At 34.8% G+C, this 17,733-nt stretch carries 18 protein-coding genes and 2 pseudogenes; 14 read left to right on the top strand and 6 right to left on the bottom strand.

Annotated features, from left to right (window positions below; genetic code table 11):
* Positions 1-109: 109 nt before the first annotated feature.
* Positions 110-946, bottom strand: a complete 837-nt coding sequence (locus GV828_RS07700) for a universal stress protein (RefSeq protein ID WP_166536909.1) — start codon at positions 944-946, stop codon at positions 110-112.
* A gap of 146 nt (positions 947-1,092) precedes the next feature.
* On the opposite strand from GV828_RS07700, the gene mnmE reads away from it, so the two are divergent.
* The 4 genes from mnmE (at position 1,093) to GV828_RS13185 (ending at position 4,434) form a co-directional block, all read left to right on the top strand.
* Complete coding sequence (mnmE, locus tag GV828_RS07695) at positions 1,093-2,493, top strand: tRNA uridine-5-carboxymethylaminomethyl(34) synthesis GTPase MnmE (protein WP_166536908.1); 1,401 nt, start codon at positions 1,093-1,095, stop codon at positions 2,491-2,493.
* A gap of 241 nt (positions 2,494-2,734) precedes the next feature.
* Positions 2,735-3,163 carry a helix-turn-helix domain-containing protein gene (locus GV828_RS07690; protein WP_235935433.1) on the top strand — a complete coding sequence of 143 codons (429 nt, stop codon included), beginning with the start codon at positions 2,735-2,737 and terminating at the stop codon, positions 3,161-3,163.
* A 131-nt stretch (positions 3,164-3,294) separates the two neighbouring features.
* Positions 3,295-4,068, top strand: coding sequence for a site-specific integrase (locus tag GV828_RS07685; RefSeq protein ID WP_235935432.1), 774 nt, complete (start codon positions 3,295-3,297; stop codon positions 4,066-4,068).
* A gap of 180 nt (positions 4,069-4,248) precedes the next feature.
* Positions 4,249-4,434 (top strand): tyrosine-type recombinase/integrase, encoded by a 186-nt coding sequence (locus GV828_RS13185; protein WP_317163817.1) that lies wholly within the window; start codon positions 4,249-4,251, stop codon positions 4,432-4,434.
* 4 nt (positions 4,435-4,438) lie between these two features.
* Here the strand turns inward: GV828_RS13185 and GV828_RS07680 are convergent, their stop codons facing one another.
* Positions 4,439-4,765 (bottom strand): helix-turn-helix domain-containing protein, encoded by a 327-nt coding sequence (locus GV828_RS07680; protein ID WP_166536907.1) that lies wholly within the window; start codon positions 4,763-4,765, stop codon positions 4,439-4,441.
* Positions 4,766-5,534: 769 nt separating this feature from the next.
* Positions 5,535-7,250, bottom strand: coding sequence for a helix-turn-helix domain-containing protein (locus GV828_RS07675; RefSeq protein WP_166536906.1), 1,716 nt, complete (start codon positions 7,248-7,250; stop codon positions 5,535-5,537).
* Positions 7,251-7,546: 296 nt separating this feature from the next.
* Here GV828_RS07675 and GV828_RS07670 point away from each other — a divergent pair, with 296 nt between their 5' ends.
* From GV828_RS07670 to GV828_RS13180, 10 genes are all read left to right on the top strand, one after another.
* Positions 7,547-8,125 carry a hypothetical protein gene (locus GV828_RS07670; protein WP_166536905.1) on the top strand — a complete coding sequence of 193 codons (579 nt, stop codon included), beginning with the start codon at positions 7,547-7,549 and terminating at the stop codon, positions 8,123-8,125.
* Between the two features lie 28 nt (positions 8,126-8,153).
* Positions 8,154-8,606: a hypothetical protein gene (locus GV828_RS07665; protein ID WP_166536904.1), complete on the top strand. Its 453-nt coding sequence runs from the start codon at positions 8,154-8,156 to the stop codon at positions 8,604-8,606.
* A gap of 13 nt (positions 8,607-8,619) precedes the next feature.
* Positions 8,620-9,756 (top strand): hypothetical protein, encoded by a 1,137-nt coding sequence (locus tag GV828_RS07660; protein WP_166536903.1) that lies wholly within the window; start codon positions 8,620-8,622, stop codon positions 9,754-9,756.
* A 335-nt stretch (positions 9,757-10,091) separates the two neighbouring features.
* The gene (locus GV828_RS07655; RefSeq protein ID WP_166536902.1) at positions 10,092-10,793 is read left to right on the top strand and encodes a hypothetical protein; all 702 of its coding nucleotides are present in this window, start codon (positions 10,092-10,094) and stop codon (positions 10,791-10,793) included.
* A gap of 11 nt (positions 10,794-10,804) precedes the next feature.
* Complete coding sequence (locus tag GV828_RS07650; protein ID WP_166536901.1) at positions 10,805-11,497, top strand: hypothetical protein; 693 nt, start codon at positions 10,805-10,807, stop codon at positions 11,495-11,497.
* A gap of 54 nt (positions 11,498-11,551) precedes the next feature.
* Positions 11,552-12,067, top strand: a complete 516-nt coding sequence (locus GV828_RS07645) for an SdpA family antimicrobial peptide system protein (RefSeq protein ID WP_166536900.1) — start codon at positions 11,552-11,554, stop codon at positions 12,065-12,067.
* Entirely contained in the window at positions 12,042-13,031 is a 990-nt protein-coding gene (locus GV828_RS07640; RefSeq protein ID WP_166536899.1) for a sporulation-delaying protein SdpB family protein, read from the top strand. Before GV828_RS07645 ends, GV828_RS07640 begins: the two co-directional genes overlap by 26 nt.
* A 190-nt stretch (positions 13,032-13,221) precedes the next feature.
* Complete coding sequence (locus GV828_RS07635; protein ID WP_166536898.1) at positions 13,222-14,607, top strand: alpha/beta hydrolase; 1,386 nt, start codon at positions 13,222-13,224, stop codon at positions 14,605-14,607.
* An 18-nt stretch (positions 14,608-14,625) separates the two neighbouring features.
* Positions 14,626-14,994: a DCC1-like thiol-disulfide oxidoreductase family protein gene (locus GV828_RS13315; protein WP_166536897.1), complete on the top strand. Its 369-nt coding sequence runs from the start codon at positions 14,626-14,628 to the stop codon at positions 14,992-14,994.
* Positions 14,995-15,123: 129 nt separating this feature from the next.
* Positions 15,124-15,624, top strand: a complete 501-nt coding sequence (locus tag GV828_RS13180; RefSeq protein ID WP_166536896.1) for a hypothetical protein — start codon at positions 15,124-15,126, stop codon at positions 15,622-15,624.
* A gap of 257 nt (positions 15,625-15,881) precedes the next feature.
* Here GV828_RS13180 and GV828_RS07620 read toward each other — a convergent pair.
* The 3 genes and pseudogenes from GV828_RS07620 to GV828_RS13310 all read right to left on the bottom strand — a co-directional run bounded on the left by GV828_RS07620 (position 15,882) and on the right by GV828_RS13310 (position 17,651).
* Positions 15,882-16,687 (bottom strand): annotated as a pseudogene (locus GV828_RS07620) (PRTRC system ThiF family protein).
* Positions 16,687-17,410 (bottom strand): annotated as a pseudogene (locus GV828_RS07615) (PRTRC system protein B). Before GV828_RS07615 ends, GV828_RS07620 begins: the two co-directional pseudogenes overlap by 1 nt.
* 10 nt (positions 17,411-17,420) lie before the next feature.
* Entirely contained in the window at positions 17,421-17,651 is a 231-nt protein-coding gene (locus GV828_RS13310) for a hypothetical protein (RefSeq protein ID WP_166536894.1), read from the bottom strand.
* Positions 17,652-17,733: the final 82 nt, after the last annotated feature.

Genomic DNA, 17,733 nt, shown 5'->3' with positions numbered 1-17,733 from the left:
GCATGTTATCAAATGCAGATAATGGACGTATTTTTTTTCGGTTACTTTAAAATTAGTAAACCAATTGGAGTACAGAAAGTCAATTAATGAATCTTTAACAGCTTACAAATTAATCTTCTTCATGTAACGACAAAATAGGTACTTCAATTTCAGAGGATAACTTTTGCGTTAAGCTACTTGAAAATAATTCGGCAAAGAAACCTCTGATGGAAGTGAGAATCGCTAACAAGTCAATTTGTTGTGTTGCCAAAAAATCTTCGATTGTTTCCCGAACATCATCGTGTGGAATTACAAAAAACTGAACATTTAAATGCGATGCCCGATTTTGAAACATTTGAATGTCATCTTCAGTTATATCACTTGACGAAATTTTAACATAAATACTTTTAATGGTTGCATTTAATTTTTTGGCAATTATCGAGATGCGTTCCAAAGTTTGAAAATCTTTTTCGCGGTATAAATTTGTAAAAGCGATGTTTTTTATAGCAGAAAAGTGGGCTTCTTTTGGCACCGTAAGAATTGGAACTGGCAAAGATGTAATTAAATCCGAAGCGTTTGAGCCGAACCAATTTTCGAACCATGCATGACTTCCGGAATTGCCTATCACTACTAATGCCACATCATTTTGTTTCACGGCATCTTCGATGGCAATATGTAAACCTGCAGATTTTATCACGTGTTTCATCGGAATATGTTGCAAATTATTTTGCGTAGCAATTTGAATCAATTCTGGAATATGATCTTGAAATTGAGTGGTTTGCTGCAATTCAATTGTGTCGTAGATTTCTTTATAATTAATAGGAATTTCGCCACTATTAATCAATGGAATGTCAAAAGTATGCAGTAAAATAATTTCAGCATTTAAAATTTCGGCCATATTCAGAGCGTAAAGAAAAGCGTTTTTTGCAGTGTCTGAAAAATCTGTTGGGAAGAGAATTCGTTTCATATTAGTGTGTGTTTGATTATTTGAAGGTACAAAATTTTGAAAGTTTAAAAGAAAATTGAGTCTTAATAATTGATTAAATAATCTGATTGGCTGTGTTTTCGTGAAGTGGAACTTTAGCTTTATCTTTGTAAAAAAATTTGAAAACCATGCTTTCACAAGAAACTATTACTGCACTTGCTACTCCTTCTGGAGCTGGCGCGATTGCCATCATTAGACTTTCCGGAAATCAAGCTTTTTCTATTGCGGAAAGGGTTTTTGAATCAGTTTCCGGGAAAAATTTAATGAAACAAAAATCGCATACCGTTCACTTGGGTCATATTGTGGAAGATGGAAAGACGTATGATCAGGTTTTGCTCACGCTTTTTAAAGGTCCAAATTCTTATACAGGTGAAGATGTGGTAGAAATTTCTTGCCATGGATCGACTTACATACAACAGCAAATTTTGCAATTATTACTTCGTAAAGGTTGCCGTATGGCTCAAGCGGGAGAATTTACTTTAAGAGCTTTTATCAATGGTAAATTAGATTTATCTCAAGCGGAAGCAGTTGCCGATTTAATTTCTTCAGAAAATGAGGCTTCTCACCAAATTGCAATGCAACAAATGCGTGGCGGATTTAGCTCTGAAATTGCTAAATTGAGAGAAGAATTATTAAATTTTGCATCGCTAATTGAACTCGAACTCGATTTTGCCGAAGAAGATGTAGAATTTGCCGATAGAAAACTATTCAAAGAACTTTTAATCCGAATTGAATTTGTTTTAAAACGATTGATTGACAGTTTTGCTATTGGAAATGTGATTAAAAACGGAATTCCGGTTGCTATTGTTGGTGAACCAAATGTTGGGAAATCGACACTTTTAAACGCATTGTTAAACGAAGAACGAGCAATAGTTTCCGATATTGCAGGAACAACTCGCGATACCATTGAAGACGAATTGGTCATTAACGGAATTGGATTTAGATTCATTGATACAGCCGGAATTCGCGAAACGAAAGACGTTGTGGAAAGCATAGGAATTAAGAAAACTTTTGAAAAAATCGAGCAAGCGCAAGTGGTTTTGTACTTGTTTGAAAGTTTAAAGTTCAAAGTTCAAAGTTCGGAATACATCATTGAAATTGAAAAGATAAAAAATCAATTTCCGCTGAAACCGTTGGTTGTTGTTATCAATAAAATTGATTTGCTTTCAGAAGATGAAATTCAAAACATTAAGGAACAACTTGAAAATTTAAACGTTAAACTTGAAACCATTTCTGCTAAAAACAACCTCGGAATTGAAGAGTTAAAAAGTCAATTATTATCCTTTGTCAATACTGGTGCTTTGCGAAATAACGAAACAATTGTGACCAATACAAGGCATTATGATTCATTATTAAAAGCTTTGGAAGAAATCCAGAAGGTAAAATGGAGCTTGGATGCGGGACTTTCCTCGGATTTGATGGCGATAGATATTCGCTCTGCCCTACACTATTTTGGTGAGATTACCGGCGAAGTAACTAATGACGAGTTGCTGGGTAATATTTTTGCGAATTTTTGTATCGGGAAGTAAAAAGGTATAAAAAAACATAATACCACAAACAAAACCAGCTCAATTGCTTATAAAAAAGCACTTTAGCTGGTTTTTCATTTTTGCGATATTTTGCGATGGTTTGCGTTTTTTGTATCAGATTTGTACCCCAGTTGTACCTCAAAATCAAAATTTTTTCGAGGTACAAATCCGGAGGGAAATTTTGGCACACGGAGGCACACAGAGGCACATGTAGACACCGAGGGACATAAACAGTCACAAAATGAGTTCAAACTTAAGCATTCCAAAAATTTGCGAATTTTGCAAAAAGCAGTTTATCGCCAAAACTTTTCGAACCCGCTTCTGCTCTCTCCCCTGTAACCGTAAGGAATACAAGGCGAAAAAGCGTCAGGAAAAAATAGTAAAAGTCGAACAAGTAACAAATTCTAGTCTAACTGGTCATTTGACAAAAATCAAGGCAATGGAGTTCCTAACCATCAGCCAAGCCTCGGTATTACTGGGAATCAGCAAAAGGACAATTTACCGGTTAATTCACCAACGATGTCTAAATTTTGCGAAATTCGGCACCCGAACAGTATTGAAAAAAAGTGATCTTGAAAGTTTGTTTGAGCTACCCAAGGTCCAAGTTATAGCCCCAGCTGTAAAAGAATTCCCGGGGGTAAAAAATTGCTACACAATCTCCGAAATATAACAACGTCACAACGTATCGCAAGTTACTTTAAATAACGTCTTACAACGCTACGGAATTGCAAAGTATGTTGTTGGGAAATTTACATATGTTTCAAAGGAAGATATTCATTTAATCTTTAATGCAGACTGATTATGAAAAGGATAAAAGTTACTTTACGGAAGAAAGCCTTGTCAAACGGTAAACTTTCACTCTATTTGGATTTCTACCCGCCGTACTTAAATGCACACATCGGCGCATATTCACGAAGAGAGTTCCTTAGGATACACCTCATTGCCAAGCCAAAAAACCAGATAGATAAGATAGCCAACATGGAGAACCTGCACACTGCAGAGTTGATTTGCACAAAGAGACAGAACGAGGTCAACAAGGAATTTATTTATACGCCTTTCGAGATTGAGCAAATCAGGAAGGACAAAGTACTTGAGGGCTCATTTGTCAAATATTTTAAGAAGCAGTCAGATAATAAAGAAGGTCCAAATAAGCAGATATGGGACAGTAGCATTCAACATTTTGAAATGTTTGCAGAGCGTCGAGATTTCAAATTTAGGAACATCACCACAGACCTTGCAGAAGATTTCAGAGAATATCTACTAAAGGTAAAGAGCCTCAGACACACAGGAAAGAAACTCTTAAAGAACACTGCCCTCTCCTATTTCAGCAAATTCAAAGCAACGCTACGCAAAGCCTATAAGGAGCGGATACTTGAAAGCGACGTGAATGCTGCCGTGAACGGCATATCCGAGCAGGAGTCGATGCGTAACTACCTTACCCTTGAAGAAGCCCAAATTCTTTTTAGGACTCCTTGTGAAAAGGAAATCATCAAAAGAATAAGTCTTTTTTCCATACTTACCGGTCTTCGATATTCCGATATCGAGAACCTGAAATGGGGCGATGTTATGGGTTAAGGTGAAGACTGTCAAATAAGGTTCCGTCAGGAAAAGACCGAGCAGCCGCAAACTATGCCCATATCACTTCAGGCCTACGTGCTCTTAGGTGAAACTGGCCTAAAGAACCAGCCTGTCTTCGACGGCCTACACAAATGGGATGTGTACCGCCACCTGCCTCTTTGGATTGCCTAGGCGGGCATCACCAAGCACATCACATTCCATTGCTTCAGGCACACTTACGCTACACTGCAGCTTTCGCTTGGAACCGATGTATTTACGATTTCAAAGATGCTAGGACATAAGAATATAAAGACTACACAGGTTTATACAAAAATTGTAGATGAGAAGAAAAAGGAGGCAGCCAAAAGGATTTCATTGGATTAACTTATTACCGTTTTGACTTAAATTGTATTTCGATTTCGCGGCGGATCTCTAGGGTGGTCTTTATTCTCCCTGATCTGATCCATTGTTCGAGTTCGGAACGGAAAAAGTATAGCTTTTTACCTACCTTGTTGACCGGTATCTCATTCCTGCTGACTTTTGAATAGATCGTAGAAACAGAGAGGTTAACGAGCTTTGAAACCTCTAGAACATTAATGGGTTCTTCAGCAATTGTTGTACTTTTTTGATTTTGTATCCTCTCTTCAATAGACTCGATCTTATTTAAAATTTCGTCTAATTTATTAGAAATTTGCTTTTTTGAAAATGACTTCATAATTAAATGCTTTAAATTAAAGTATTAATTTATAATTATAAATAAAATGGTAGGAAATGGTATTAGATGTCCAAACATTTCTTCTATTTAATTAAATTTAGAATTTTCTTTTTATTGACTACTTCATAATCATATTTATATAAGTGTCAATTTAAAGTATTCATTGATAGTTAAAAATAATAAGCTTACACTTGAGATTGAAATGTCGATATTTTTTTATGACACTATCACTTCTGATTGAAAATAAGAATGAAACTTCGAAATAGGAGCAACAATTGTAAATTAAATTAAAGTTGTCGGAATATAAATCGGACTAATAGAAATAATTTAAATAACCTCAAAAATTTCGTGTAGTACTTAATTGTATGTAATTATAAATTTTAAAATAATTCAGAAACAATCAACCTTCTTTTGCTTCTCCTATGTTTGTATAATATAATCTAAGTGAATAAGAGCGAGATCAGATTTTGCTTAAAAATAGCTTTATGGCATATTCGAGAAAAGAGACTGCCTCCTCTTCTTTGACCTTTTAGAATCTGAGAAAAATGCAAGGAAGTTAAAAATTTAGGAGCATAGGAAAATACTAAGCGAGTATTTCTTATTTGCCTTATAGTCAGAGTATTGAAATTATTACAATTAATAAGTGATAAGTTGCTTTAGTGTTGAGAAGTAACATTGTTACAGTAAGAAATTTGTCCATTCTCACAGGTATAAATATTAACTTTTTTATAGAAGTTGTATTCACAAAGTTTTTAATAATCACATTTCATTATTCTGTGTATCTTCTAAATTTTATAAAATCGGAAACGGAAACACCTGCAATTTCTTTGAAAGCTACAGAAAAACTTTTAGGGTTTCCAAAACCGAACTCCTCAGCTAATGCTTCAACTGTAAGCAAATGGTGGGTACTTTGTTCATCTGATAATACCTCGATTGCATGCGAAATACGAAGATTGTTTAGATAAGATGCAAAACTTCCTTTGTTTTCATTTATAATTTTTGAAAGTGTTGTTCTATTAGTACCAAATTGGTCGGCTAATTCATCTAGTGTAATTTTGTTCAGAAATTCTTTCTTATCTTCAAAAGTTTTTAATTTATTGAGTATGTGGGTTGTGCGGTCAAAATTCTTGGCATTTTCTATTGCTATCGGCTTTGCATATTGTAAATTATCGCTATTTAAATCATTTACCTTGGTTGTATTATGGCTATTTACTTGGAGGCGAAGTTTTCGTTGAGATTTATTATTCCATAAGTAATAACACAGAAACCCAAAAACTAAAACAACAAGTAGTGTGCCGCCTAAATACATCCAATATTGATTGTTTCGCAATTGCTGCTCTAGTTTTTGTTTTGAATCTTTTAAATTTTTAGTATCCAGATTGGCGTACATATATTTGCTAAGATGGCTATTAGATTTTTGTAAATCGTGGGAAATTGAGAGTAAAGTGTTAGTGTAGTACAGCTGTTTTTCTGGATCTTTCTTCTCACTGTAGAATTTGATGATGTAAGTGTAGGCTTCAGAAAGTTCGTTATTAATAAATTGTTTAGATTGATATAAAGAATCTATTTTCAGGAAATAATTTAGAGAATGTGTTTTATCACCATCTAACCACTTGTTTATTCCTAAATGTAGGTAAGCCAAATGTTCGTTAGCGAAATCATGATTTTCTTTAATTGTCGGCAACGCATCGCTTAACAAGGAGTCTGACAATTTTCTATTGCCTTTTTGTGATTGATACATTCCCTCCACAAGTTTAACGTAGGCAAATTCCAAAGGCTGGTGATGTTCTTTTAGTTTGTAAACATCCAATTTCGCATCTTTCAATAAGACCTCTAGCGTATCAAATTTTTTGAGTCGAAATGCCGTTTTACTAAGACTATACAGATTGACAATATAACTTAACTTGTTATTGTAATCGTCTTTTGACTTTGAACGGTGGTAAAAGGTATTCTTTCTAAAATAAAAATATGCTTGCTCGTAATTTTCAAGATGATAGTAGGAATTACCGATAGTTGCATAAATATCGTGCAATGTATTTTGATCGTTTACTTTTTCAGCAAATTCCTCTGCTTTCATACTATGCTTTAAAGCCAATTCATATTTTTTATTTGTAAATGCCACATAACCTTTGTAGTCATAACCCATTGCAATAACTTTGTTATCGTTTGACTTAATTGCATAAATAAGCAAACTATCTGCGTATCTCTCTTTTAGGCTATAATCCTCCAAATTGGCAATTTTCTTTTTGTATCCCTCAACGATATCTTTGTGGGAGGCGCTACGTTTTGCCTTTTGCAGGTAATGTTCAATGTAATCTGTTCTCTGCACATCGTCTAACAAACCCGAATCTATTGTAAAAAGTAATTGTTCTAATGACCAACTTTTATAATCACTCGATTTTTTAGGCATCGCTTGTCCTCTAACCGGCTGGTCAACAATAATTGTTAGGAGGAATACGGTAAAGAGGGAAAATATTCTACACATTGCAAATTACATTTTGGGACATTCATAGTTGCAAATTACAATTTTTTTAACAAACCTAACAAACTGATTATCAGAAACACATTAACAATATTTCTATTTTTTTGACATTTTTACCGAACACTCAATTAATAATTTTCACATTTCTATAACAATTATGCCGCACAATATTATCTTTTTACTGATACATATTTAAATTTCCTTCCTCTTCCACCTTTCACTCTATAAGTTTGTCCTATCAAAAAGCTCATGCTTAATGTTTCATTACAGTATTAACCTAATTTAATCACAAACTTATTATGAAAAAAATTTTATTGTTTGCCGCCCCACTATTAATGACGTTCGTAAGCTGTTCGGTCGACCAAATGGAAATTGAAAACGCTAATTCCCTCGATTATCAATATGCATCATATAGCATTAAATACTATGACGCGCCAACTATTGTGTTCGACCTTGAATCTACGTTAACAAACCAGCCCGCTACCGATTTGCAAAATTTGCATAACGCGGTAAAATCAGTAGCGTTTTCACATGAAGGATTTATCAACATTGCAGCAAACGGATATAACGACTCTGTTGGCACAGCTTGGGCTAATTCACTTCAGAACAATCCTGTTAGTAACATAAACAATTTGCAACGCTCTAGTACCTTCAAAGTTGGTCTAGCCGAACTTTTGGGTTACGATATTTCAAACCAGTACACTTCTTTGCCGCCAATCGATGAAGAAGAAAAGCAAATATTGAACCAATGCACTCAAATATATGACACTGGCGATGATGATCGTCGAGATAAACGCACATTATCATTTGCCATGGGCTACGAATACAGTGAAGCAAATGCAATTATAATGGCCACCCTCGCAGGATTGTTGCAATAAATCTTTTACAAACTCAACAAAAAATATTATGAAACGAAAATTCTTATTGGCATCCGTTTTATTGCCAAGTTTTTTGGCCGCGCAACAGACAACGTCTTTAGACAACTTTGTAGCTAGACGAGGTGAGAAAATGGGAAATTGTACTGGGAACAAGGGAAATATCTGTGAATTTGAAAAAATTGACGATCCTTCACAATCAATCACCCTTGAAAAACAATCCAATACAACATTGTTAATGCGGGTAGATCTGACCGGTTTGGGGGATAAAGAAGAGGTGAATTGGCTCGGGAAATCTTTAAGTGAAGTAAACTCAGGTGAAGAAATTTACTTTACCCAGGACTTTAACTTTGAATTACACGAAGAGATTATATCAGGATTATACCTTGACCAGAATTCCAATTGCATTGCAAAGGGCAAATACCTCATCACAATCAAAGGTAATACACATTTAGAGATTTTATTTTCTCTTACCAGTAAATAAAAAAAAGACTATTATGAAAGCTCTCCTTATCATTTTTTCAGTTCTCTTTTTTGGTAATTCACAATGTTTTGGGATTGATAATGACGAATTAGATCCTAATAAGGTTATGCAGGATATGTTTACAGCAATCCACACTTGCAACACTGATTATCAAACGTTAATTAGCAAGAAAGAATTAGAAATCAGGCAAATTAACAAAGCTCTTGAACGTTTTCAATCAATTGATGTGAAGCTTACGCTTATATTGGAAAAAGATAAGTTGAGAGAGAGCATTCAAAAACTTAAAACAGATAATGCCAGTGACATTTCCCGAATTCGCTATCTAAAAGGATTACAAATCATTAGAATTCTTTACGAAAAAGTATTGAGCTTGGATCATCATTTTGCATCTGTTAGAACCTTTTCAGAGATAAACAAAATTGCCAATCCAAATCAGTACCCGGAGTTCACCAAGGTGAAAGAGATGCTACAAAACAAACGTGATAAAAAATTAGGTTTTGATCTGACATCGATTTTAGGAACAAATACTCTAGTATCGGTTGTCAATACATTTTCAAACATGTTGGTATCCGGATTGACTAAAGAGGAAAAGGAAGCGGAGCTGAAAAATATCGAATGCATCATTGACTTTACTCTTAGAATGCAGGGTGATTTAAACACCATTTATTTTGAAACTTCATTTTTACAAAAAAGCAACGACAAAGTAAAGGCTGATATTGAAATTCTTTTCAAAGATTACACCAAGCCAATCAATTATTTGGTTTCCCTAGAGGAATGTCGTAGCAATGATGACTGGGAAACTGTACGAAAAAACATGAGTGACTATCTAAACAAGTTGGCTCAAAGTACCGGTTCGGAACAGACTAAAATGTACATCAATATAGAATTTCCGATAGACCGCTTAATGCAGTTTATTACACAGTACAACAACTTCATTGACCAAGGCGGAAAGTTTTACGAAAAATTCAAGATTATACTCAATAGCTACGAGAATGAGCAGCAATGCCAATCCAAACTTCCGATTGAATACCAAAAACTAAAAAATGACATCGATGTTGCTATTAACAAATTTAATGTCGCATATCGCCCTGTAGAAGTGAATGGGTCTAAGATGAAAGAAATTTTATACGGTATTAATGAATATGAATAATGGTTAAGAGAAAGAGTTATTTAAAGATTGCAGTATTAATGATATGTTTAGGAATCGCATTGGCTTTGGTTATGGGAATTTCCACAATTGATACTCATTCGTTCACAAATATTGCAATCATCCTAATGAGTGTTTTTCTCTTAACTGCAATCCTCTGTGTCGTGGTATACTTTATAAAACACCAGTAGCAAGGCAAAAAGAATTGTTTAACTAAAAAATATAGAATTATGAAAAAAACTTAAATCCCTCGTTGATTGTCCTTTTAGAAAAAAGGAAATATTAAAACAAAATCATTTATTCAACCACTGCTTTTGCAGTACAAAAACTTACTTATCATGAAAACAATTAGACAATTTTCAAAAAACAAATTTTTTGCTTCATTTTTAGCATTAGTGATGGGATTTAGCGCCGTTTATGCTGGCCCGTCGAAAAAAACAATATTAGTTGATACCAATAAGACTGGTGAAGAAATTTTCAAGGAAATTCTTTTCTTGGACAATAACGAGTTAGGTATGGATTTACCAGCGTTTCGCGATCAGTTCGAATTATTGCGAAATCTAAGTGCGGAACAACAACGAGAAAGACGCGCATTAGCTGACAACATTGTAAATGTTTTAAAGCAGGCTAATCCAAATTATTTCCGTACGTTCAAAACTAATATTTTAAGCGACAACCCATACACAATCGCTCAAACTATCCATGATGCCAGTAACTTGGTAATTAGAAACTTAAGCCTTGTCAGTGAGTTTAATGAGTTCAAAAATTATATGAATGAAAATGGGAAGAACTACGACCTCACAAATAAGGAAGACATCAATCGTTTGACCAAAGATTTGGAAGCACTAAGCAAAAACATGAATGGTGGTAGACAAGCTTTATTTGTAGGACCGGTTGTAATTGCAGTAGCTTTGGCAGTAGTTGCCGTAGCAGCAATCGCTTATGTCGTATTTAATGTAAAATGGGGGGTGATGCAAGACATCTCGCATAGTACTTTAGAGCAAGATATGTTTATCACTCAGGTTATGCGCGCTTACTAATATTTTATATTATGAAAAAAGCATTATTTATATTTAGCATGCTGCTCACACTCAGTGTGGGCAGCTTCGCCAAAACTACGTTATCGGTCAAAGATGTAAAAATAATCGATAGAAGTGGTGAACAAATCTTTCGTGAGGTCATCTTTTTTGAAGGTGAAGTTTTTACGATGAATCTTCCAGCATTTCGTGACTTAAGGTCTATCAACCAACGATTGACTCCAGAGCAACGCAGCGCTCGAAGCGCCACTTTTGACAAAATTATCGAACTTATCAAAAAGCAGGATGCGAGCTACTTTGCAAATTTTAAAAGCAAAATTTTAAGTGACAATCCATATACTGTAATACAAGCCATTACAGAGGCTCGTTCCATTGTGGCCACAAGTATAGGTCTTGTTGAGGAGTACAATCAAATTGAAAATTACATGATCACTCATAGAGATCGGTATGACCTAACTAAAGATGAAGACTACAATCGCTTAAAAAGCGATTTAAGATCTCAATATAATCAACGAACCGTAGACAACAAAATGGCTCGAGTAGTTATCTATGGAGGTATTGTCATCGATCCAGGACAAGGACTTTTATATATGATTGCAATTGTTCTACCAATGCCACCAGTTGTGGGAGGCAGTCAACTATTTACGAATAATGTGAATATGTTGGAATATGAGTCTTTTGTAAGGCAAGTCATTACACGTTACTAAATCTAATAAGATGTAAGGTTTAAACAACCTTACATCTTTCTAAAATTTAACTATATGAAAAAAAGTATTTTTTACGTTTTTACTGTCTTCGTATCCATTTTATTTCTTTACAACCTTTTTTTTGCTAGTTTGTCTTACAATGCACAGACACCTAACTACCCCATTAAAAAGATACTTTCGAAGACTTTACCTGAAGGATGGGGATTCTTTACAAAAAGCCCTAGAGAAGCTGGTTACACAGTCTATGTTGTAAATCAAGGTAATTTAGAATTGTTAGAAACCCGCAACACGTCTTCGTCAAATTATTTTGGACTTTCGCGCAAGGCTAGAAAAATTAGTATGGAGGTGAGTATTGTAACTGATTTAGTGGCAACGGAACTTTGGCAGAAAAAGAGTGACCTTTCACATATTAACCTACCTGAAAATTTAGTAGAAATTGATTCGAAAAACCTCCACTTTTTAAAAAACCATGACTTAGTTGTGGTAAAGAGCTACCCTATTCCTTGGGCGTGGAAAGAAATTGTACAACCTAATCAAATACCTTATGAAATCGTACGTATTAAAACTTAAGAAAATTTGTGACCGAATCGCCGCTAAAAAAGTGTATAATTTTCCTTATGCAATAGCGCGGTCAGTATTAGCTATGTCTTTGTTAGTGACCATTGGATTAAGCAGTAAAGAAGTTCTATTTCCCGAACATCTATACTCCCATTCTGACATTATGTATTATCTAAGAGAGTACAATTTGTTCTTTCTTTTCGGATATGAGCATTTATGGATCTCGCAGTTAATGGCTATTAGTATCATGTTGATTGTTATATCAGGATATATTCCTCGGATTACAGGAATTTTACATTGGTGGGTTGCTGCCTCGTTTATACATTCTTCTATGTTGATTGATGGAGGTGACCAGATTGTGGCTGTTCTTACCTTTTTATTATTGCCTGTCACACTTATGGACAATAGAATTAATCATTGGCGTGGTACTATAAGTAGCCCATATAAAAACTTTGCTGCGTTTTGTACATTCTGCTTAATGGAATTGCAAGTAGCTATTGTGTATTTACAAGCCGGAATTGAAAAGCCCTATAAATCTGAGGAATGGGCAGACGGTACTGCTTTTTACTATTGGATAAATCACAATGTATTTGGCGCATCTGATTATTTAAAATATTTACTGAACCCGTTACTCTCAAATGGATTTTTCGTTACTGCATTCACTTGGGGTACAATCATTTTTGAAATTTTATTATTTGGTCTATTGTTTAGCTCTAGAAAAAGAAGATCTTCATTCTTAAAATATGCTCTGATTTTCCATTTGATGATTATATTATTTCATGGTTTAGTAAGTTTTTTCTTTGCAATGGCTGGTGCTTTAATATTGTATCTAGTTCCAAAAGATTTAAATAAAGAAGCCTTTTTTAAAATTTTGGGACTGCCAATTAAAACAAAGAAAGCCATAATTATTTCTAAATCTCAGCAAAGTGTATTAGATGAAAAGTATCCTATTTCGGAAGCGGAATTACAACTGTAGCCGGAATTTAGAATTGGATATTATACTCAATAGATTTTTTGAAGGTTTTCGACATCTTACATGGCCTTAAAACACCTTTAAATCAATCGACTAAGACGGCGTAATTAATTTATTACTCTAAATCAGCAAGAGTTCAGGAAATACAATTTAGCTGTAAACTAATTTCTACATTCAATACAAATTAAACATTATGAAATATTATATTCTTTTTTTAATTCACATATTTTTTTGGATTACCGCAAATGCCCAAGGTTTTAAAGGTAAATGGTCTGGGCTACTCAATGTAAATGGAATGCCCCTTCGCTTACAATTCACTATTGATGAATTTGATGGACACTATTCAGCACAAATGGCCAGTGTTGATCAAAATATATATGGTATTCCAGTTTCTATTCAGGTAGTTGATAGCTTAAATCTTATTTTAGATGTGGATGAAATGGGAATAAACTATCAAGGAAGACGTCATAATGATAAGATAAACGGAACTTTTAGACAAGGTAATCTTAAAGTCGAGATGAATTTGTCATCTATTAAAAATAATAGTTCGAGCATAGAAAGATTTCAGACTCCTGCACCTCCTTACCATTATCATACTGAGGAAGTGGTTTTCTTTAATACAAGTGCAAATATACGTCTTGCAGGTACTCTCACGTTACCAAAAAAGAAAGGAAAATTTCCCATAGCAATTTTAATCTCAGGGAGTGGCCCCCAAAATAGAGATCAGGAAGTGTTTGGACATAAACCTTTTTTTGTGATCGCAGATTATTTGACCTCTCGTGGAATTGGGGTATTGCGATTTGATGATAGAGGTGTTGCAGGCTCAGAAGGTATTTTCAGCCAATCGACTATTAGTGATTTTGCTAATGATGTAGAGAGTGCTATATTTTATCTTCGTTCCCGCGCAGATATTAAAAAGAACAAAATAGGCCTCATTGGCCATAGCGAAGGTGCCGTAATGGGCCAGATGGTTGCCGCTAAAGATAAAAAAATACAATTTTTGGCAATGCTCGCAGGATTTGGCCTACCTGGTCAAGCAATTCTGCTGAAGCAACAAGAAACTATCGCGCAGTCTTTGGGGGTTCCTCAAGCGGAAATTATAGAATCAATCGACTTGAATCGAAAATTGTTCAATGCAATAAAACACGGTAGTGAAGATGACGCCCTGAAACATGAACTTTTCGCCCTTATCGAGAATTATTACAAAACTCATCCACTACCAAATTTGCCAGCGGCCGTATCGAAGGACGCTTTTTTAAAACAACAAGTTGAGAGAATCACTACCCCTTGGATGCTCGAATTCATCAAATTAGACCCAGCTACATACTTAAAAAAAATCAATTGTTCTGTATTGGCATTAAACGGCGAAAAAGATGTCCAAATCGAAACTCATGACAATGTAGAAGCGATTGGTAAAGTATTACTAAAATCAAATATAGAAAGTAAGATTTATTCTGATTTGAATCATCTCTTGCAAACTTGTAAGACCGGCATGATGGACGAGTATGCGACACTTGAAGAAACAATTTCTCCAAAAGTGCTAATGGATCTTAACCAATGGATTCAAAAAAAAATATAATTATTTTAATTTAAAATTATGAAGGGTGTATCACTTTACATCGTGTACGACAACTGGTGTTCTAATTGCACAAATTTTGTTAAATTGGTCAAACGATTAGATTGGTTTGGGTTAATCTCTCCCGTTCCTTTAAGAAACTTAGAAGTAAGGTCATTGCCTTCTGGTTTGGATCAGCAAAAGGCACAACTGTCAATGGCAAGTTTCAACAGAAAATGGCATTATGGGTTTGAAACGCTCTTTAGTGTTTCCAAAAGATTACCTTTGCTATGGGCTTTTCTTCCTTGTGTGTATCTTATAAAGATTTGCGGGGCTGGATCGTACATTTACAATACAATATCGATACGTCGAAAAATAAATTGTACAGATGCTTGTGGTCTGAACCAATGAATTGTTAATAACCTTTAATACTGAGACTGGTTATATTTTATATAAAGTTTTGCTGGGCGGAAATCAATTAATGTCGCTTTAACCGTTTAGTATTATATTTTTTTTACCAACTTATAAAACCATTATAACATGAACCAACAACTATTTTTTGAAAAACAACGATTTACACAATGGTGGCTGTGGCTAATACTCATTTTACTAAATATACTATTTGGTATCGCATTATATGAGCAGTATACAGAACATAAAATTTTTGGTGCAAAACCGATGAGTGATACCGGATTGTTTTTTGCATGGGCAATAACGATACTTATCACGTTGCTTTTCATTGTAATGAAGTTAGAGACACAGATTAAACCTGAGGCAGTATATGTAAGATTTTTTCCGTTTCATTTTTCTTACAAAAAGTTTGAGCTTAGCGCTTTGTCCGAAGTATATGTAAGAAAATACGCTGCAATATACGAATATGGCGGATGGGGCATCCGTTTAGGATGGTTTGGAAAAGGAAATGCTTATACTGTTTCAGGTGAAAATGGAATACAACTTGAATTTAAAAACGGAAAAAAATTACTTGTTGGAACTCAAAAACCGGAAATCGTTCGCCATATTTTGGCAAAATTAGTGATATAACTTTTTTCGAAAAGAGATTTATTATAGAAAAATCTATCACTGCTTAATCTCTCATAGAGCACTTTAATACTTCATTTATTCTGATAAAATGGGATATTGAATATCCCGTGAAAATAACGTTGTAACCTGTTTGGTAAATGTTAGAAGTGAAATTTATGAAACGACACATTTGACAAAAGGGTTGCACCGATTTTAAATGCAAAAATGCGTTTCCGACCGCAGGAAAGAATGGCATTTTTGCCGCGCGATTTTAACTGTTAGTCTACTTTTAGCGGTTGTGTTTGTAAGTTCTTCAGATTAAGAAAGAAACCTCTTTTTTCAGTCATTCCATAGCGAAACATAGACCAAAGTAAAGAGCAACCCATTTGAGCTAATGTTGCATTGATATGCAAATCTTGTTTTTCCAATGCTTCAGCTAAACTACAACTTGGTGTATCGTCTGTTTGTTCGGACTGTTTCAGCAGTTCGCCAAATTCATCTGTAACCATTGGCAGGCTTGCCACCGTTATGTATTTCTCTGATTGCGGTTGTTTAATCTCTCCGATAGTAGATATTATCACTTGTCCTGTCTGTTGGCTGTTGTCGAAATACATCCAATACTTTGGCGTATTTCTGTAATTTCTATCGTTCTTCATTTCTTTGAGCATTTCTGCAATATCAAACCTTACTTGTACATTGTCCACACAAGTCATGTAAATCGTTGCCTTTGCATTTCGGGCAATCTACCAAAATTATTCCTTTCAAACTTTTGGGTTTCCGCTTTCCAATTTGTACCCATAAACCGATTGACACGGTTTATCAAAGCTACTGATTTGTACAATTCTGTTTCACTTGGTGCAAATCGCTGTCTGCCCAAATTGGCTTCCGTGATAATGTCATCGTCCCACAAACGAACCAGTAATCCTGGGTGTCCCAATTCTGTTAGGCTGTGGCTCATTTCCATTAAAGCAGTTAAGACCTTTGAACCTGTACCACCTGCACCAATCAAATTGACTTCAATCGGGTTGGTCGGATTTATCAGATAGTTGTCCGTAAAATGAACGGCTGTTTTTACTGTTTCCATTACAATAAATTTTTAAGGGTTTTATTATTCGATTTCAATACTTCTTTTGGAAAGGGTTGATTTGTGTTTACAAGGTCTTTCCAAAGGTTTACGCAATTAACCTTTATCGGGTTGTGATTGCCTAACAAATGGCTGAAATAGGAATTGAAAAAATAATACTCCCAAGCCTGTACAAATTTCTACCGAAGCGGATTTTTTAATATCTACACTTACAGTACCCATACATACTTTGCCATCTTCGTATATATTAAAATACGGTGTATGGTACAATTTTGTATTTTCTGTTGGTCTTCTATCAATTGAAAGAGCAAACACGCTCAAACCGTTTTTACTCGCTTTCCAAAGCATTGACGGTACTTGTGCAATTCCGTTTGGAATTTGTAGACTATCTACAAAATACATTTGCCGTTGCTGTGCTTTGGTGTACCAAATTACCGCTCCCTTATCTGCATTGGGGTTGATATGCAAAATGTTGGTCGGCAAAATTCCGTTTGATTTCAAAAAGGCTTTGTTCTTTTCCTGTTCGTTATTGAGTGCCTTTTCCAATGTGTTGGCTTCCCTTACAGTTAAAGGATGGGCATTGATAGGATTACCATTTTTATCCATATCAAAATGTTCTACATAAACATCGGTATTGCTTCCTTTACTTTCATAGAATACCAAAGCCGATTTTGGGTGATACAATGTGCCAAAGTCCTGTGTTATATCGTTAATCGTTTCCATAGTTCCAATTTTAAAAAGTGTGTAAAATGTCACTTAATCTGTGTAGTAGTTCAAACAGTCGGTTTTCAAAACAAAGGTTATTTGTGGTTATATCTCTGCCATCAAACTGCTTTTGAATAATGGGTTCTTCCATTTGTCCGTATTCCTGTATTTCGTTGTTAACCGATTCTATAAAGGTGTCTTGTCCTGAAAAAAGTTCACCAAGGCAGAACTTCAAAGACGCTACAATATTCTTGGGCATAGTTGTATATCAAAATGGTTAAAAAAATATGGTAAATTTACCTATGAAGACAAACTTACACTTGGCCGTCCCATGAAAGATC

This window comes from Flavobacterium ichthyis, from assembly GCF_009915155.1.
In the GTDB taxonomy this organism is placed as follows: domain Bacteria; phylum Bacteroidota; class Bacteroidia; order Flavobacteriales; family Flavobacteriaceae; genus Flavobacterium; species Flavobacterium ichthyis.
The sequence above is the reverse complement of the archived record's forward strand: the minus strand, read 5'-3'. Positions and strand labels throughout refer to the sequence as shown.

Excerpts from the sequence above, each read along its gene's own strand:
- mnmE (WP_166536908.1), top strand. The coding sequence starts at position 1,093 with ATGCTTTCACAAGAAACTATTACTGCACTTGCTACTCCTTCTGGAGCT.
- GV828_RS07685 (WP_235935432.1), top strand. The coding sequence starts at position 3,295 with ATGAAAAGGATAAAAGTTACTTTACGGAAGAAAGCCTTGTCAAACGGT.
- GV828_RS07670 (WP_166536905.1), top strand. The coding sequence starts at position 7,547 with ATGAAAAAAATTTTATTGTTTGCCGCCCCACTATTAATGACGTTCGTA.
- GV828_RS07655 (WP_166536902.1), top strand. The coding sequence starts at position 10,092 with ATGAAAACAATTAGACAATTTTCAAAAAACAAATTTTTTGCTTCATTT.
- GV828_RS13310 (WP_166536894.1), bottom strand. The coding sequence starts at position 17,651 with ATGCCCAAGAATATTGTAGCGTCTTTGAAGTTCTGCCTTGGTGAACTT.
- GV828_RS07640 (WP_166536899.1), top strand. The coding sequence starts at position 12,042 with ATGAAATCGTACGTATTAAAACTTAAGAAAATTTGTGACCGAATCGCC.
- GV828_RS07650 (WP_166536901.1), top strand. The coding sequence starts at position 10,805 with ATGAAAAAAGCATTATTTATATTTAGCATGCTGCTCACACTCAGTGTG.
- GV828_RS07675 (WP_166536906.1), bottom strand. The coding sequence starts at position 7,250 with ATGTGTAGAATATTTTCCCTCTTTACCGTATTCCTCCTAACAATTATT.
- GV828_RS07635 (WP_166536898.1), top strand. The coding sequence starts at position 13,222 with ATGAAATATTATATTCTTTTTTTAATTCACATATTTTTTTGGATTACC.
- GV828_RS13180 (WP_166536896.1), top strand. The coding sequence starts at position 15,124 with ATGAACCAACAACTATTTTTTGAAAAACAACGATTTACACAATGGTGG.
- GV828_RS07665 (WP_166536904.1), top strand. The coding sequence starts at position 8,154 with ATGAAACGAAAATTCTTATTGGCATCCGTTTTATTGCCAAGTTTTTTG.
- GV828_RS07660 (WP_166536903.1), top strand. The coding sequence starts at position 8,620 with ATGAAAGCTCTCCTTATCATTTTTTCAGTTCTCTTTTTTGGTAATTCA.
- GV828_RS13315 (WP_166536897.1), top strand. The coding sequence starts at position 14,626 with ATGAAGGGTGTATCACTTTACATCGTGTACGACAACTGGTGTTCTAAT.
- GV828_RS07680 (WP_166536907.1), bottom strand. The coding sequence starts at position 4,765 with ATGAAGTCATTTTCAAAAAAGCAAATTTCTAATAAATTAGACGAAATT.
- GV828_RS07690 (WP_235935433.1), top strand. The coding sequence starts at position 2,735 with ATGAGTTCAAACTTAAGCATTCCAAAAATTTGCGAATTTTGCAAAAAG.
- GV828_RS07700 (WP_166536909.1), bottom strand. The coding sequence starts at position 946 with ATGAAACGAATTCTCTTCCCAACAGATTTTTCAGACACTGCAAAAAAC.
- GV828_RS07645 (WP_166536900.1), top strand. The coding sequence starts at position 11,552 with ATGAAAAAAAGTATTTTTTACGTTTTTACTGTCTTCGTATCCATTTTA.